We start from the raw sequence: 16,329 nt of genomic DNA, 5'->3' as shown, positions 1-16,329 counted from the left end.
TTAAAAACAAAAACTTAAGCGTAGAACATCAATCTATGATAGAGAAGATAAAGTGGTGGTGCGTGTGCATTACAATAATAGGTAGCCCCTATTTTCTGAACAGGTAAGATTCTAACAGAAAAAATACTAGGACTCCAATTATCAAAAACTATAAAATCTGAAACGTCAAATCCTACTATTTTAGTACTAATTTGATCCAATTTTTCAGCAGATTTAACTACTTTGTTTTTGCAACATTTGGATTTTTGTTCCATTTTACCGCAACAACTCTGTTCAATATTTTGATTATAGAACGGAATTTTAAGGGATATTGAAGCAATTTCATCATCGCAATAATGAATCGTAACAGCAATCCCTAGCTGAAAAATCAACAGAAAAGCGGTTAATAGTAAGGCAACAGATTTCTTAAAATTCATACTGCAAAGGTAATCATTCTACAAAAAACAATCACAAAATCACGTTAAAATATTAAATTTCAAAAGTTTGCCCTATGACTGGGATGATGCATTCATATGAATATCGAGCTTCTATTTGCTCTTGCAAAGCTTTTGCAGGTTCGTTTTCTCCATGAACTATAAACACTTTTTGAGGTGCTTTTTTCAAATCAGACAACCAGTGAACTAAATCCTCTTGATCGCCATGTGCAGAAAGCCCTTCAATTTCTACAATTTTTGCGTGAACAGGAAAATACTTTCCCCTCATTTTAATATCGGATGCTCCTTCTAAGAGCTGTCTTCCTCGTGTTCCTTCTGCCTGATACCCCACCAATATTACCAATGTTTGAGACAATCCTATATATCGTTCTAAATAACTCAACACCCTACCTCCAGTGACCATACCACTTGCTGCTATAATTACTTTCGGACGTTTATCATAAATTGCTTCAATTGTTTCTTGGTAATCGGTAATTTTGTCGAACATCTTAGACATCTCTATACAATCCTTCAATGGAAGTTTATGCCAACTTTGGTTTCTTTGAAAAACCTCCAAAACACTAATTCCCATGGGGGTATCAATAATATAAGGAACATGAGGCAGTCTGCCTTCTTCTTTGAGTTGCCATAACAAGTACATTAGTGTTTGAGCACGTTCAACCGCAAAACTAGGAATGACTACATTTCCTCCTCCGGAAATTGTGGTCGAAATATACTTTTCAAGTAAGCTTTTGACATCTTCCTCAGGATGTATGCGATTCCCATAAGTACTTTCCAAAAAAACATAATCTGCTTCAATTGGTTTTTTAGGAGGAAACATGAGTACATCATCCTCTCTACCTATATCTCCAGAAAACACCAAGGTTTTCCCTTCCGCATGTAGGCTTATTGAAGAGGCTCCTAAAATATGTCCTGCATTTGAAAAAACTGCCGAAATTTCAGCTTCTAATGCCACTTTTTTGTTTTCTTTCACAACCGTAAAAAGAGGAAAAACACGTTCGGCCTGAGCTACATCATAAAGCGGTTCGGCGACTTCATGTTTTGAATATTTCCCTTCATTCGCTTTTTGTGCTTCCTCTTCTTGAATTTTAGCACTATCCAATAGTATTAATTTTGCAATATCTTTAGTGGGACTTGTACAATATATTTTTCCATCAAAACCTTGACTAACTAAGCGTGGCAACCACCCACAATGATCCAAATGCCCATGTGTAAGCAACACACAATCTATCGTACTTGGCAAGATTGGCAAGGGTTCCCAATTAAGTTCCCGAAGCGCCTTTACTCCTTGAAACTGTCCACAATCTATCAATATTCTATAACCATTACTTTCTAGTAATGTTTTGGAACCTGTAACTGTTCTTGCTCCGCCAATAAAAGTTACTTTCATAATTCTAGATGTATTTACACAAATCAGACACTTCTTTTAATACGTTTTTGATCCGATTTGAACTGAGTCCAATATGTTCTAAGATTTCGGTATTATTACTTAGTTCTTGAGCCAAAATCACATCAGAAACAAGCAATTTATCTTTTTCCGCCAATGACAACGTTGTTAAACACGTTACAGGATACAATTGATCTTTATCTATACGATCTCTTAGATTTTCTTTTTTGGGATAATCCCAACTCAACAATTGGATACCACTACAAGTACCAAAAGCGATGGCATCAGCACTAAATCGATTATTGGTGACTATCCAACATTTTTCGATACTATCATTTTTCGAAAACACCATTTGCTTTCTGTCTTTGATATCGTTAAATCGGGATAAAATATACATAGGAACTTTCACATCAGAAACAATATCACGACTCGCATGAAACTTACATTCTATCATCTCAAAAATATCTTTTTTTATGATTACATCAATTTCATGAGAAACACACTTTCCTTGCAAAATCATGTTAGTGATTGTTTTGTATCCTTCAGCTTCAAAAAGTCGGGCGATATATTTTTCAAAGAAAAAACCTGCAGGTCCGAGCATTTGAATAGCAGCTCTCAAATTGTACTTGGCCGCATGATGATTGGATTCTTTTTTTAGAAGCGAAAAAGCAATTTTATATATTTCTTTTGTCGAAATACCATCATATATCTTGCTGTGAATTTCTTTTAGTATTCGTTTAACTGTTGATTCCTCAGCTCCCGATTTTAACAATGATTTTTTTAATTTTTCAGGTTCGAAATCGACAATTGTCCCTGAATGTTTAACTACTTTCATACCCTGACTTTTGTTCTAGTAAAGGTACGAAAAAAAACAACTATTTAGTCTTCTCTTGATAATAAAAAGCAGGCACAAAAAGAATAAGAAATATCGGCTGAATAATAAACCTTCTAATGTAAAACAAATTCATTTTATTGGTTGAACCAAATTTTACCAAAACAAAGAAAAAACTAATCATTAAAATCGTACCAAAAAAAGCGTACAAAAGCACAGAAAACTTAATAATTTTTCCCTCTTTAAACAACAACCAAAGTATACCTAAAGAAATCATAGAGTTTAAATAATAACGAAATCCTAGACTAAAAAAAAGAGTAACCATTCGTAGTTTAGGTAAAGGAATATTGTTGAAATTGGGCGTTTTAAAATACCGCAGAAAAGGATCATAAAACAGTGTCTCTTCGAAGGCACGCAATCCTGCTAGAAGGAACACCAAAAAGAGTATTCCAAAAACTCTTTTTTTATTTTTTAGAATGTTTTTTAGCATAAGAAGAAAAGGTATTAACCCAAATTACCCATAAAAGAAAGACAGTTCCATAAATAATTAAGGGGAAAAGAACCCCATGAAGAACCGATTCGTATTGTGGATAATTATACATCGATATTGACAATAATGCAATGCGTAAAATATTAAAAACATGTATAATGAGACTACCAAACAAAATATATAGAAACGTAGATTTCCAAGTCCCAGAAAAAGCAACCACAAAACTCACAAAAAGAATCATGACGCTCATAGCATTACATCCTTCTATGATTCGAGCTACCCATTTGCCCTTATATTTCAAATTCATCGATGCCTCCACTCGACTAGACGAAACACTTGCTACAGAATCAAATGCTCTTATTACATTTTTACTTTGATTGGCTACCAATTTTGTAAAACCATCTACCTCAAAATGATTTTGATCAAAGCTTGCAAGATACTTTTCGTATACAAATGTTAGCAAGACATAACACACTAAGAATTTGAATAAAAAGATCAAAAAAGGCTTAAATTGAATATAGTAACTTCTCAAAGTATTTTTTTAACAAATTTTAGGTAAAAGTACAAAATTTCAATACGTACTTTTGCAAAAAAGTATAAAATGAATTTCGAAGCCCTACAAACGTCTGTAATTGAAATACTTCAAAAAAAGGATTTCTCCCGTGATGAAAAATTAAAAAACTTGTGTAAATATCTATCAGAAAGAGTAGATTATTATAATTGGGTGGGATTTTATTTTGCCAATCACGAAAATAGAACCTTACACTTAGGTCCTTATTATGGTGCTGAAACCGACCATACCATTATTCCATTCGGTAAAGGAATTTGTGGACAAGTAGCTGAATCGAACGCTAACTTTGTGGTTCCCGATGTTTCAGCTCAAGATAATTACATAGCTTGTAGCATTACTGTAAAATCAGAAATTGTAATTCCATTATTTGTAAATGGAATAAATATTGGCCAACTCGACATTGATAGCCATACATTAAATCCTTTTACAGCAGCAGACGAACGATTTCTGGAGTTTGTAAACCACGAAGTTGCAAAATTATTTTAAAGAGTACTTTTTTATTTGCCTAATAAAAAAAGAAGATTATCTTTGCAAACGAAATAGGAAAATCCTCTTTCATACATAATAATCATTTAAATAATATTGGAATGTATTTAACTAAAGAAACTAAAGCTGAAATCTTCGCTAAACACGGAGGAAAAGCTGAAAACACAGGATCTGCAGAAGGGCAAATCGCTTTGTTTACATTTAGAATTAACCACTTAACTGGACACTTAAAATCAAATCGTCACGATTACAACACAGAGCGTTCGTTAGTGAAATTGGTAGGAAAAAGAAGAAGTCTTCTAGATTACCTAAAGAAAAAAGATATCAACAGATATCGTGAGATTATTAAAGAATTAGGTATTAGAAAATAATACATATCTTAAAGAGGTGCCTGCGCGCCTCTTTTTGTTTTTAAATTTAAGTGTTTCCAAACACTTCAACAATAAAGAAAAGTTTCGGTTTTTCATTGGGTTACATACAACTACTAACACACAACAACACAACTAACCTAATAGTTTAAACGAATTACATTTTTATGATTCCAAAAGTAACCCAAGAAACAATCGATTTAGGTGATGGAAGAACCATCACAATCGAAACAGGTAAATTAGCAAAACAAGCCGACGGTTCGGTTGTTGTGAGATGCGGAGACTGCATGCTTTTAGCAACAGCAGTATCGGCTAGAACATCAAACCCAGGTGTTGACTTTTTACCTTTAACGGTAGATTACCGTGAAAAATTTGCTGCTGCAGGACGTTTTCCTGGCGGTTTTTTCAAAAGAGAAGCACGTCCAAGCGACAGCGAAGTATTAACCATGCGATTGGTTGACCGTGTCTTGCGTCCCTTGTTCCCTGATGATTATCATGCAGAAACGCAAGTGATGATCCAATTGATGTCGCATGATGAAAATGTGATGCCCGATGCTTTGGCTGGATTAGCAGCATCGGCGGCATTAGCTGTTTCTGACATTCCTTTTTATAACTTAATTTCGGAAGTGCGTGTGGCACGTATTGACGGGAAATTAGTCATCAACCCAAGTAGAGCTGCTTTAGAACATTCAGATATCGACATGATGATTGGGGCTTCTATGGACTCTGTAGCTATGGTTGAAGGGGAAATGAAAGAAATTTCAGAAGCCGAAATGGTGGAAGCTATTAAATTTGCGCATGAAGCCATTAAAGTGCAAATTTTAGCCCAACAACGTTTGCGAGGAGCTGTTGGTTCACCAGCCTACAGAACTTATGAAGGAGAAGTAGAAGATGAAGCTGTTTACAAAAAAATTAAAGAAGCCGCATACGATAAATGTTATGCTATTGCTCAAGAAGCTTCTGGGAAAAGCGAAAGAGGCGAAAAATTTGCGGCTGTAAAAGAGGAATGTAAAGCTTTGTTTTCTGAAGAAGAATATGCTGAAAACAGTGATTTATCTGGATTAGTGGGTAAATATTTTTACAAAACCAACAAAGAAGCGGTTCGTAATGTTATTCTTGAAAAAGGGCTTCGTTTAGATGGTCGTAAAACAACCGAAATCAGACCTATTTGGTGTGAAACGGATTACTTACCTTCGGTTCACGGCTCTTCATTATTTACTCGTGGAGAAACACAAGCCTTAGCTACAGTAACACTAGGAACTTCTAGAGAAGCCAACATCATTGACAATGCCTCAGAACAAGGAGAAGAAAAATTCTATTTACATTATAATTTTCCACCCTTTTCAACTGGTGAAGCAAAACCTTTAAGAGGAACTTCAAGAAGGGAAGTTGGGCATGGAAATTTAGCACAGCGCGCTTTGAAAAATATGATTCCTACTGATTGTCCTTATACAATTCGAGTGGTTTCTGAGGTATTAGAGTCTAATGGTTCTTCTTCTATGGCTACGGTTTGCGCTGGAACAATGGCTTTGATGGATGCTGGAGTACAAATGGTTAAACCAGTTTCTGGTATTGCTATGGGATTAATTACTGATGGTCAAAAATTTGCAGTGTTATCAGATATTTTAGGTGATGAAGACCACTTAGGAGACATGGACTTTAAAGTAACAGGAACTAAAGACGGTATCACGGCTTGTCAAATGGACATCAAAATTGATGGATTGCGTTATGACATTATGGAGCGAGCACTAGAACAAGCTCGTGAAGGACGTATGCACATTTTAGGAAAAATCACTGAAACTATTGCTACACCAAGAGAAGATGTTAAAAAACATGCTCCTAAAATCATCATGCGTACAATTCCAGGAAACTTTATTGGCGCCTTAATTGGACCAGGAGGAAAAGTGATTCAAGAATTACAAAAAACTACTGGTACAACTATTGTGATTAACGAAGTTGATGAGCAAGGTGTTGTTGAAATTCTTGGAACTGACCCAGACGGAATTGCAGCGGTATTGGCAAAAATTGACTCTATCATATTTAAACCTGAAGTTGGTGAAGCTTATGAAGTAAAAGTAATAAAGATGTTAGATTTTGGTGCGGTTGTAGAATATACAAAAGCTCCAGGAAATGAAGTATTACTTCACGTTTCTGAATTAGCTTGGGAAAGAACAGAAAATGTTTCTGATGTAGTGAATATGGGTGATGTGTTTATGGTGAAATATTTGGGTATTGATCCTAAAACAAAGAAAGAAAAAGTATCCAGAAAACAACTTTTACCGAGACCTCCAAGAGAAGATAAAAAAGAAACTCCAAAAGGATAATTTTTTCGAAAAAAAATTTTAAACCCTAATTCTAATGAATTGGGGTTTTATTTTGAAATAAACCCTTATCTCAAATCAAAAAAATGAATAGGTTTACGACTCATGGGATTGAAAATAAGAGTATTTAAAGATTCTCTTGAGCAATATTCTATTTTTGGAGTTACACGTAGTTTAGCTCTAAAATGGTCTTTTATTTCGTGTAAAAAAACTTCAGATTGTTCTTTTACAGCAAGTTTTATCAAAATTTCGTCGGTTCCTAAATCATTCGTCGAAATTTCTATAATGTGTGTTTCTATATTTTCGAAACCATTTAATACATCATTCATAGCAGGTGGATACAATGTAGTGCCTTTATATTTTATCATTTGCTGTTTTCTACCAATTACGGGGCCAACACGCAACGTGGTTCTGCCACAAGTACAAGGTTGATCATGAAACTTCACAATATCCCCTGTTTTGAAACGAATTAATGGCATGGCTTCAATTCCAAGTGTGGTAAAAGTCAATTCGCCTAATTCACCATTTTTAACGGGTTGATTCTGTTCATCTAAAACCTCAACAATAATCAATTCAGGATGATGATGCCCACCATTTCCGTGTTCACATTCGGTAAAAGCAGTACTCATTTCAGTAGAGGCATACGTTGAAAACAATTTAATATTCCATTTTTCTGTAATTTTTTTTGACAGCGTATTAAGTGTGAAATCTTGATTACGCAATGATTCTCCAATACAGATTGCGCCTTTAATTCCAGAATTATTAAAATCAATAGTATGTGCTTCAGCATATTCAATCAATTTTAAAAGAAATGATGGAACCGTAATTAAATAAGTTGGTTTGTATTTTCTAATTGAATCCCATTGCAATTCGGGGATGCCCGCTCCTACTCGAATAACGCCTACTTTCATTTTTCGTAATCCCAAAAAATAAGCCAATCCAGCCATAAAACGCCTATCTATAGTAGTCATCAGTTGAACAACATCCCCTTCTTTAATCCCGGCACAATCAAATGAAATAGCTTCATTATAGGCTAATCGGTCTAAATCATTATCGGTTAATCCGAAGGTTACAGGTTCTCCTAATGTACCAGAAGTCGTTGCAAAATCAATAATTTCACTCACAGGAACACACAAAAAATCATCATTAAATTTTTGCAAATCTTCTTTAGTCGTAACAGGTATTTGATTTAAATCTTCTAACGTTTTGATGTTTTTAATATCTATACCTTCTTTAGCAAAAAGATTTTTATAAAATGATGATTTTTCGCTCACATAGGTCAAAACCTCCAAAAGTTTTTGCTCTTGAAAAGCTTTAATTTCATCTAAAGAGGCCTTTTCTATTTTTGGGATCATTGCAATTTTCTTTTGATTTTTTTTAAATACTTTTCTATTTCTATTTTATTCGGAATTGTTGTAATTTCTTTAGTCAAAGCTATTTCAAATTGTTCTTTCGCAAGTTGATATTTTCTGTGTTGAAACAATGAAACACCTACCTTATAATACACAAACCAATAATCGGGATTCAAAGATTGGTAATTTTTGGCAAAATCTGAAGGTAAAACGGTTTTATTTTCTAAAAAGACATCCATTTTTCGATCTTCGATTCGGAACAACTCATAATTTATATAGGCTTGTGAATCTAAAAAATTGTCTTTAGGAATATTCAAATTTTCTTCTTCAACCGACACAACAACATCACTTAAATTTCTTTTTTTAAAAATTTTATTCAAATCATAACACACGAATTCACCCAATTGATATGGATTTGAAGATACCCAAACCAAAAGTAGTTCGGGCTTAAATATGATTCCGTGATGTGCAATCAACTGATTCAATGCTTTTTCATTCCCATAACCAATAGCTTCGTCGTTTAAACCTTCCTTGTTTCGAAGTATTGACGCTGCAGTTTTTGGACTTATTTTCGGGTTTTTATCAAAAAGTTGAACCATTCGATCATAGCGATATTTAGAATGACTATTGGTAATTTGATATTGATTACGCATATCATTTTTCAATTCGTTGCTCTGAAAATGGTTCGAGCAAATCAATTGATTATTGCTATTTGGCACTTCATAAACTCCAAATTTATTGGGAGAAACTTCAATAATAATAGCTTTTCTATCCTTAGCACTTCCCACCATAATCGATTCAGAAACAAAGACTTTTCGTTTTCTTGCAATGACAATCGCTTCATCAATTGTGGTGGCGTATTGCAAAATTTCACGAGTTACTAATGAAATTGGTGTTTTAGCAACAAACGGGATTTTAGATTTTCCGGCATTAATTGTAACGGTCAAACCTTGCTTGTTCATACCAGAAACGGCACCAATCATTCCTGCCCAAGTCACCATCATAAAGGGGTTGCCTTCTTTCGGATTTACAAATGCAACTATTTTATCTTTGGCAAAATCATCACCTGCATAAAAATCGAAATTTCTTCCTAAAATCAAATTCCCATCTTCCGATTTTTCGCCCCAAGCTGCAAATGATGAACAACCTACTAAAGCCAAATCTTGCAGTGCATGACCAATATCGTGTGCTCCATGCAAATATAAACTTCTCAAATAACGCGGTGCGATGTAATCATAATCGTGTGAAGTGTATTCGGATATTCCATAAATTTCCGTTTTATACTCTTCGGCTACATTCAAGTATAATTTTCTATTGTACCATTTCAAAAATCCACGAAGGAATCGTTGTTTGATTTTTGAAGGCACAATGTCAGCTAGTTTTGAAAAAAAAGTGCGTTCTTGTTTTTTCAATAGAGAATCCGTTAACGCTCCTGTTACTAATCCGCGTTCTAGCGCATCACCTTCAACATAAAGTTCCCAAAGGTTTTGCTTGTTTTTAACCAAAAAATTATCCCCCGATTTATATGCGCCATTAGATTGCTTTTCTACTATGGGAATTGCAGAATTATACCCTTCTAGTTGTGGCTTGTGATGCAATGATTTTGAAGTTCCGCAGGCCACAAAACTCCATGTAAAACCTAAAAATACCCAAATGTATATTTTGATTTTCATAGGTCTAAATTTTACATTGATTCTTCTTTTATCTTATTTACTAAATATTCTTTTCCAACAATTTCAGAACATGTTACTACGGCACCAATTGTTACCCCTAAAACCCCATGCATGTTGATACTTTGACCTGTTAAATACAAATTATTCAATTTTGTTTTGGGAGCAATAAATGATTTCATAGGATTGCTTGAATCTTTCACATAACCATACATGTTCCCATTAGTCCCTCCAATATAATCCCTATATGACAATGGAGTAGAAGTATGAATTGATTTAATACAATTTCGAATACCTGGAAATTTTATTTCAATTTCTTTAAGAAAACGCTCTGCTTTTCTGGCTTTGAAATTGTCATAGCTTTTACCTCGATCGTGTTCATCTGCTGTGGTATTGAAAGTATTCTCCCATTCTTTTAACTCTTCATATTTCATGTAAGTAATAAATGTCATTCCATCTGCCCAAATTTCGTCTTTCCCCGAAGCATTCATGGAAGCCATGTAGGCTAGCGGCCAATTTTCTTCTGTATACTCATGCGCAGTCCAAACAATTGAGCTATTTTTGAAATGGTATAGATTATTATTCACGTATTTAAACGTTTGCGGTTTAAAAACAATGTATAGACTAAACGCTGAGATAACACCTTCTAAACTTTCAATTCTGCTAAAAAACGATTTTCTAAAATGCTCCTCGCCCACCATTCTAAGAGTTGTTTTGGGTTCGATATTCGAAATAAATATTTTACCTTTCACCAAAGAGCCGTCTTTCATTTTTGCTTCAATAATAGCATTATTTTCTACTTCTAATTTACAAACATCCTTATATTTATAAATTTCCCCACCGTGTTTTTTTAGCTGTTTGATGAGTTGTTTGGTAATTTGACTTCCGCCATTAATACAACGATAAGAACTTTGAATATATGAATTTACTGAAAGTGCATGCACATAAAAAGGTGATTTGTCTTCTATTCCTGCATATAAAAAATTGGTTCCTGCTAAAACCGCTTTTAAACAGTCGTTATCAGTTATTTCGTCAATACATTTTTTTGCATTTAAAGACAATATTTCTGTATCGTATTTTCCTTCAACATTCAAATTATATAAAGGAAATGAATTACATACGGTTATAACCTTATCGCAATATTTTTGAATTGCATCTTTTTCATCTGGAAAATATTTCACTAGTTGATGGACAAAATTTTCATACCCTTGTGCATGTGGATATTCTTCATTTTCTTCTTCAAATGATATAATATCAAAACCGTCTTCATCCATTTTTTTTAATTTCAAATCATCCATTATCCCAAGATATTTGAAATATTTATTCAAATTTTGACCTGCACTCAATCCCCCAATGTAATGAATTCCAGTATCAAAAATAGTTTTATCTCGAACAAACGTTTGAAGATTTCCTCCATATTGATTATTTTTTTCGAGCACACAAACACTATAGCCTTCTTTTGCTAATATCGTTGCAGACACTAATCCACCAAGACCGCTTCCTATTACAATTATATCGTAGTGTTCTTTCATCTTATTTTTTATTAAACACAATGAGTTGATTATTTTGACTACTAATTTCAAAACCAAGCTCCATAATATTATTTTTCATATCATTATTATGAATTAGAATTATTGTATCTGAGAACAATTCTAGTGATTTTATTTTAGTAATACAACTCTCGGTTGATATTAGAACAAGATCATATTTTTTTGAAAAATCAAGTTTGTCTATATAATTTATAGAACGAGTTTTCGTGTGGTAATTAGTACGAGCAACAGCTTTTTTGTTAGAATTTTCAATATATGAATCTATTTTTCTTGAAGATTCTTGCAAAGTCAAATAAACATCCCATTGCCCATAATCATCTGATATATGTAATATCTTAGCTTTTGATGCTATTTGAAAATTTAAGTCATAATAAACCTCTAAATACTTTTGCAAATTTCTTTTTACTTCGTTGATAACGAAAGACTCTTTATAGTCAAAACTATTTAATAGTATTTTTTTGAAATAAGCACTATCCTCACAATCTATTCTCATTTTTTTGAATTCTGACTTAAAGTAAGTACTTATATTTTTTGTTCTATCAGTATAATTTGTTCCGAATCTGATATCACTTGATTTTATTCTATCTAAAATAGCAATCGTAATAGCTCCATCATAAATAACAAAATCACCTTTAGGCAAAACTTCCGAATTACCATGAATTAGTACAGGCAAAATATCTAAATTAAAATATTCTGCCAAAAAAAAGGCTCCTTTGTGAAAACGTTTAATCTGATTATCTAAAGATCTAGTTCCTTCAGGAAACACAATAACTGAATAACCCTCTTCTATTTTTTTTCGTAAATGCTCCACACCTCCCTCTAATCCTTCAGACACTGGATAAAAACCTGCTTTTCTTACAGCTCCACCAAAAATGGGTGAATTATACACCCAATCACTAACTAAATAAATAGTTTTAGAGCTTAACATTCCAACGGCTAGAATATCTAAAACCGAAGTGTGATTGGCTATTATTACAGCGGGTTTTTCAAATTTTTCGTTTGTTAGGTTTATTATTTTTTTCTTAACGAATGGATTGGTGTATAAAACCGATTTCATAAACTTTGAAATCACATACCGAAAACCTTTCATTTTTATTTTTACCTTCAATGGAATGATATTCAGTAGTGTTAGACTAAATATCGACATCAAAAAACCACCAAAACCATAATAAAAAAAAGACAAAACACCATGAATAAATGTGCGCGATTGAAGTGGTGGTCTTCCTTTTGAAGTTCTATGTGTTACAAAAAATTGAAAAACTAGTGGTTGAATAATATAGGTCATTAACAATGCTGAAAAAACACCAATTACAGCAATTAATGCAATTGATTTTAAAGCAGGATGATGTGCAAAAATGAGTACTCCAATTCCTAAAATAGTTGTTGCAACAGACAGTAAAATAGAGGTTTTATAAATAGGTAATTCTTCTTTTCCATACGTATGCTCTTTTTGCAAAGCAGTAGTCATAAAAATACTATAATCTACTCCAATTCCAAAAATTAAAGTGCAAACAATAATATTGATAATATTGAATTGCAACCCAAATAATCCCATCATACCTGTAGTAATAATCCAACTGATTAATATTGGAATGATGCTTACAACAACTAATTCAACACGTCGAAATGCCATTAATAAGATTAAAAATATGGCAATAAACGAATAGTCGACTAACTTTTCAAAGCTGTTTTTTAAAGAACCTAAAAAAATTTCATTAGTTTGTTGTCGGTCAATAACAACAAGTGTTTTCTGTTTTTTTATTTGATTTACAAAAGCATCTCTTTTATCATTTGATACTTTCACCAAAGTTGAAACTGTGTAAAAACCATCTTTTTGAGCGACAAACTCATCAATAAAAAACGATTTTATTTTTGCGTATTCTCGAAAAGAAACGGGCAAAAAACGACAGTCTAGCATTTGATAGAATTGATCGAAAGCATTTTGTTTAAATCCAAAAGAACTTCCGCTTGAAATCAAATGCTCTTTTAGCTTTGATTTACTTTCAATATCCCAAAACGCATTCCAATCTTGAATTTTTTGTTGTTGCATTTCTTTCGAAAGAACCATGCCTCCAATCGAACTGAAATTAAGAATTTGTGATGCTTTTTTTTCTTTTTGTAACTGATTAAAAAGTACATTATTCTTTTCTAAAACTTCTTCATAGCTTTTTCCATACGTTGCCAAGTAAATGGATTTTGAAGAAACGTTTGCGATATTTTCTAATTCTTTTTGAGCCTTTTGAAGTTTATTTGGCATGAAATTCAGTGCCGACAAATCGTTGTTAAACGTAACTTTAGAATAGGTAAAAAAACTGATAATAAGCAACAAAACAACCGACAAAACTAGAATCTTATTTTTGTGATAAGAATAGGCTCCTAATTTATCAATTATATTAAATTTAACTGGTTTAACTTGGGTTTCAACAACATTATTTGGAGCAATTCGATACAAAAGTGGGATCAAAACTAAAGAAAAGACCGAAGTTAAAATCACACTTAAGGCTGCAAATATCCCCAAATCTTTTAGTGCTTCCGATTTTACAAAAAACAAACACAAAAATGAAATAGCCGTAGTGGTTCCACACAATAACAAAGGTTTTGAAATATCTTTATACAGCAGTTTAATATCTCTTTTGTTTCGTAAATGAGTCAATACATAAATAGAATAATCGGTGGTTTCTCCTAGTAAAATTGAACTTATTCCGAGTGAAATAGCCGAAATAGTTCCATTTGTAAAATACAAAATTGTCAAGGCAAAAACAGCTCCAAAAAGCGAGGGAATAAAAATGATAATCGGAATTAATACACTGCGATAGAAAAATATCAAAACCAACATCAAAGCAACTGACGCAAAAATAGAGGTATTTCGAACATCAGCTTTAATTTGAGTAGCATTAGCTACCGCAACAGGTGTAGCGCCAAAATAACTCATGGTTACTTTAGTATGGTATTTTGAGTTTAAATGATTCTGAATTTGATTTAATTTCTCAATAAAAAAAGTATTCTTATCGGTTTCATTAGCAGCCATTTTTGGGGTTAAAAATAATAGTAGTTTCTTTTTATCTTTGGTTAAAACAAACCCATTTTGAAGTTCAAAATCATCGCCAACACTTAATTGCTGCATTTTTTTTAAAGCAATAAATGAAATTCCGAGGGGGTCTTTTAAGATAAAATCTTTCGAAACTATCCCTGTTGGTGCGATCAATGATTTATAATCTGTTTCTACTATTTTAGCAATGCTGTCATTATTGATTTTCTTTTTGATAGCATCATAATCATTTTTATCAAGAAAAAGTGGTAAATTTTCATATACAAAACCGAAAGTTTCTTGAATATTTTTTTCGTCTAATTTCCCTTGAACCTTACTTATGTATGGTTTGCAACTCACATCAATACTATCTATAAATTGATTAGCGTACGTACATAAATCGTCTGAGTTACCTTCCTTTTCACTACTGATGATGATGGTAATTTTATCAGCAAAATTGACTTGTTTGAGGACTTTGGAAGTTACATCAGACGCACTATTTGAAGGGATTAATTGAGTAATGTTTTCCTGAAATGAAATTCGTGTTGCAAAATAAAACAACAATACAAACAACGAAAGAAAGACTCCAATTGCTCTAAATTTATTGGCTTTGAAATAGATATAAATGGATAAAAACAAATGCTGCATTGTTAATTAATTTTTCTAAAATTACTAAAAAATGTCAGAATAAAAAAACTTAAAATTCCTAAAAAAGCAGCCGTTATTGTTGCCAAAATCACACTTCCAACAACATATTGCAAAAGATTATGTTGAATCGACGAAAAACGCAACATAGTAACACCAATTAAAGGATGTTTCGATGGAATAATAAAATTTCCAATTTTTAATGACCCGTAAATTATAAATGGTATCATTGGTGGAATACTCACATTAGAAAAAGTAAAAGCAAGTACTTTATTCAATCGGAGTATAACCGCTAAAAAAATAACAATAACTGTTTGAAACCCCCACAATGGAGCAATACCTATGAAAACTCCCAACGCAATTGAAAGTGATTTTTTTAAATTAGAATCTGAACTTTCTAAGATGTCATCACGTAGAAAGTCTCTAATTCTTTTTTTTTTGAAACTACGAAAAAAGTCTCTGGGTTTAATATAAAAAATCGTGAGGATTACCAAAACTGTATTTAATATACTTATTCGTGTAAAATCTTTAAAAGGTCTAAAATGAGAAACTCTTTCATTGGGATCGTAAAGAATGTTTATAGGAACATTTTTTACTGCAATTTGGCTCCAAGCGGTACGAACAATTACTTCTATTTCAAACTCAAATTTTTTGGTAAAAAACCTATTTGGAATGAATAGCAAGGGATATAACCTGTAGCCTGATTGTGTGTCATCTAATTTAATCCCTGTTTCAAACCAAAACCAAAAATTGGAAAATTTATTACCAAAACTACTTTTTTTTGGAATTCCATCTTGACTCATGTTTCGGTTTCCGATAAGTAATGCAGGTTTTTCTTCTTGTTTTAAAGTTTCCAAAAAAACAGATATATCTGTTGGAAAATGTTGTCCATCCGAATCTATTGTTATGGCATATTCATACCCAGAATCCAATGCTTTTTTAAATCCTAAACGAAGTGCATTTCCTTTTCCTTGATTGGGAGTAATTGAAATTTGATCAATTTGCGTGTATGTTTTCAGAATTTCAGAAGTAGAATCCGTAGACCCATCATTAACAACAATTATACTTGTAGTATATTTCAAAACCCCATCAATAACACGCTTTAAAGTATTGTGATTATTATATGTTGGAATAATAACACAAGTCTTCAGTTGTTTCATTCTCTCGGTTATAACAGCTTCAGAATTCATGACTT

General features: G+C 32.7%; 13 protein-coding genes. 3 read left to right on the top strand and 10 right to left on the bottom strand.

What is annotated here, in order from left to right; genetic code table 11:
- Positions 1-14: 14 nt before the first annotated feature.
- From CLV55_RS08860 to xrtF, 5 genes are read right to left on the bottom strand one after another with little or no spacing between them, the layout of a single operon-like run.
- A complete protein-coding gene (locus tag CLV55_RS08860) occupies positions 15-416 on the bottom strand; it encodes an HYC_CC_PP family protein (protein ID WP_112113398.1) in 402 nt (133 codons plus the stop codon).
- Positions 417-468: 52 nt separating this feature from the next.
- The gene (locus CLV55_RS08855; RefSeq protein WP_112113396.1) at positions 469-1,824 is read right to left on the bottom strand and encodes an MBL fold metallo-hydrolase; all 1,356 of its coding nucleotides are present in this window, start codon (positions 1,822-1,824) and stop codon (positions 469-471) included.
- Between the two features lie 4 nt (positions 1,825-1,828).
- The gene (locus CLV55_RS08850) at positions 1,829-2,656 is read right to left on the bottom strand and encodes an ATP cone domain-containing protein (RefSeq protein WP_112113395.1); all 828 of its coding nucleotides are present in this window, start codon (positions 2,654-2,656) and stop codon (positions 1,829-1,831) included.
- Between the two features lie 40 nt (positions 2,657-2,696).
- Positions 2,697-3,143, bottom strand: coding sequence for an exosortase F system-associated membrane protein (locus CLV55_RS08845; RefSeq protein ID WP_112113394.1), 447 nt, complete (start codon positions 3,141-3,143; stop codon positions 2,697-2,699).
- Positions 3,118-3,675 (bottom strand): exosortase family protein XrtF, encoded by a 558-nt coding sequence (xrtF, locus tag CLV55_RS08840; protein WP_112113393.1) that lies wholly within the window; start codon positions 3,673-3,675, stop codon positions 3,118-3,120. The genes CLV55_RS08845 and xrtF overlap by 26 nt, the downstream gene beginning before the upstream one ends.
- A gap of 69 nt (positions 3,676-3,744) precedes the next feature.
- On the opposite strand from xrtF, the gene CLV55_RS08835 reads away from it, so the two are divergent.
- The 3 genes from CLV55_RS08835 (at position 3,745) to CLV55_RS08825 (ending at position 6,892) form a co-directional block, all read left to right on the top strand.
- Positions 3,745-4,200: a GAF domain-containing protein gene (locus CLV55_RS08835; RefSeq protein WP_112113392.1), complete on the top strand. Its 456-nt coding sequence runs from the start codon at positions 3,745-3,747 to the stop codon at positions 4,198-4,200.
- Positions 4,201-4,301: 101 nt separating this feature from the next.
- Entirely contained in the window at positions 4,302-4,571 is a 270-nt protein-coding gene (gene rpsO / locus CLV55_RS08830) for a 30S ribosomal protein S15 (RefSeq protein WP_112113391.1), read from the top strand.
- A 164-nt stretch (positions 4,572-4,735) separates the two neighbouring features.
- Positions 4,736-6,892 carry a polyribonucleotide nucleotidyltransferase gene (locus tag CLV55_RS08825; protein ID WP_112113390.1) on the top strand — a complete coding sequence of 719 codons (2,157 nt, stop codon included), beginning with the start codon at positions 4,736-4,738 and terminating at the stop codon, positions 6,890-6,892.
- Between the two features lie 65 nt (positions 6,893-6,957).
- Here the strand turns inward: CLV55_RS08825 and CLV55_RS08820 are convergent, their stop codons facing one another.
- From CLV55_RS08820 to CLV55_RS08800, 5 genes are read right to left on the bottom strand one after another with little or no spacing between them, the layout of a single operon-like run.
- A complete protein-coding gene (locus CLV55_RS08820) occupies positions 6,958-8,244 on the bottom strand; it encodes a phenylacetate--CoA ligase family protein (RefSeq protein WP_112113389.1) in 1,287 nt (428 codons plus the stop codon).
- Positions 8,241-9,914, bottom strand: coding sequence for a C45 family autoproteolytic acyltransferase/hydolase (locus CLV55_RS08815; protein WP_112113388.1), 1,674 nt, complete (start codon positions 9,912-9,914; stop codon positions 8,241-8,243). Before CLV55_RS08815 ends, CLV55_RS08820 begins: the two co-directional genes overlap by 4 nt.
- Positions 9,915-9,925: 11 nt before the next feature.
- On the bottom strand, positions 9,926-11,443 hold the full coding sequence (locus CLV55_RS08810; protein WP_112113465.1) for a phytoene desaturase family protein: 1,518 nt from the start codon (positions 11,441-11,443) through the stop codon (positions 9,926-9,928).
- A 1-nt stretch (position 11,444) separates the two neighbouring features.
- Positions 11,445-15,137, bottom strand: coding sequence for a 1-acyl-sn-glycerol-3-phosphate acyltransferase (locus CLV55_RS08805; protein WP_112113387.1), 3,693 nt, complete (start codon positions 15,135-15,137; stop codon positions 11,445-11,447).
- Between the two features lie 2 nt (positions 15,138-15,139).
- Entirely contained in the window at positions 15,140-16,324 is a 1,185-nt protein-coding gene (locus tag CLV55_RS08800) for a DUF2062 domain-containing protein (RefSeq protein ID WP_112113386.1), read from the bottom strand.
- Positions 16,325-16,329 lie beyond the last annotated feature (5 nt).

This window comes from Flavobacterium aciduliphilum, from assembly GCF_003268855.1.
GTDB classification, from domain to species: domain Bacteria; phylum Bacteroidota; class Bacteroidia; order Flavobacteriales; family Flavobacteriaceae; genus Flavobacterium; species Flavobacterium aciduliphilum.
This window is presented reverse-complemented; position numbering and strand designations above follow the sequence as displayed.

Coding starts and splice junctions, on each gene's coding strand:
- CLV55_RS08860 (WP_112113398.1), bottom strand. CDS start 416: ATGAATTTTAAGAAATCTGTTGCCTTACTATTAACCGCTTTTCTGTTG.
- CLV55_RS08855 (WP_112113396.1), bottom strand. CDS start 1,824: ATGAAAGTAACTTTTATTGGCGGAGCAAGAACAGTTACAGGTTCCAAA.
- CLV55_RS08850 (WP_112113395.1), bottom strand. CDS start 2,656: ATGAAAGTAGTTAAACATTCAGGGACAATTGTCGATTTCGAACCTGAA.
- CLV55_RS08845 (WP_112113394.1), bottom strand. CDS start 3,143: ATGCTAAAAAACATTCTAAAAAATAAAAAAAGAGTTTTTGGAATACTC.
- CLV55_RS08835 (WP_112113392.1), top strand. CDS start 3,745: ATGAATTTCGAAGCCCTACAAACGTCTGTAATTGAAATACTTCAAAAA.
- rpsO (WP_112113391.1), top strand. CDS start 4,302: ATGTATTTAACTAAAGAAACTAAAGCTGAAATCTTCGCTAAACACGGA.
- CLV55_RS08825 (WP_112113390.1), top strand. CDS start 4,736: ATGATTCCAAAAGTAACCCAAGAAACAATCGATTTAGGTGATGGAAGA.
- CLV55_RS08820 (WP_112113389.1), bottom strand. CDS start 8,244: ATGATCCCAAAAATAGAAAAGGCCTCTTTAGATGAAATTAAAGCTTTT.
- CLV55_RS08815 (WP_112113388.1), bottom strand. CDS start 9,914: ATGAAAATCAAAATATACATTTGGGTATTTTTAGGTTTTACATGGAGT.
- CLV55_RS08810 (WP_112113465.1), bottom strand. CDS start 11,443: ATGAAAGAACACTACGATATAATTGTAATAGGAAGCGGTCTTGGTGGA.
- CLV55_RS08805 (WP_112113387.1), bottom strand. CDS start 15,137: ATGCAGCATTTGTTTTTATCCATTTATATCTATTTCAAAGCCAATAAA.
- CLV55_RS08800 (WP_112113386.1), bottom strand. CDS start 16,324: ATGAATTCTGAAGCTGTTATAACCGAGAGAATGAAACAACTGAAGACT.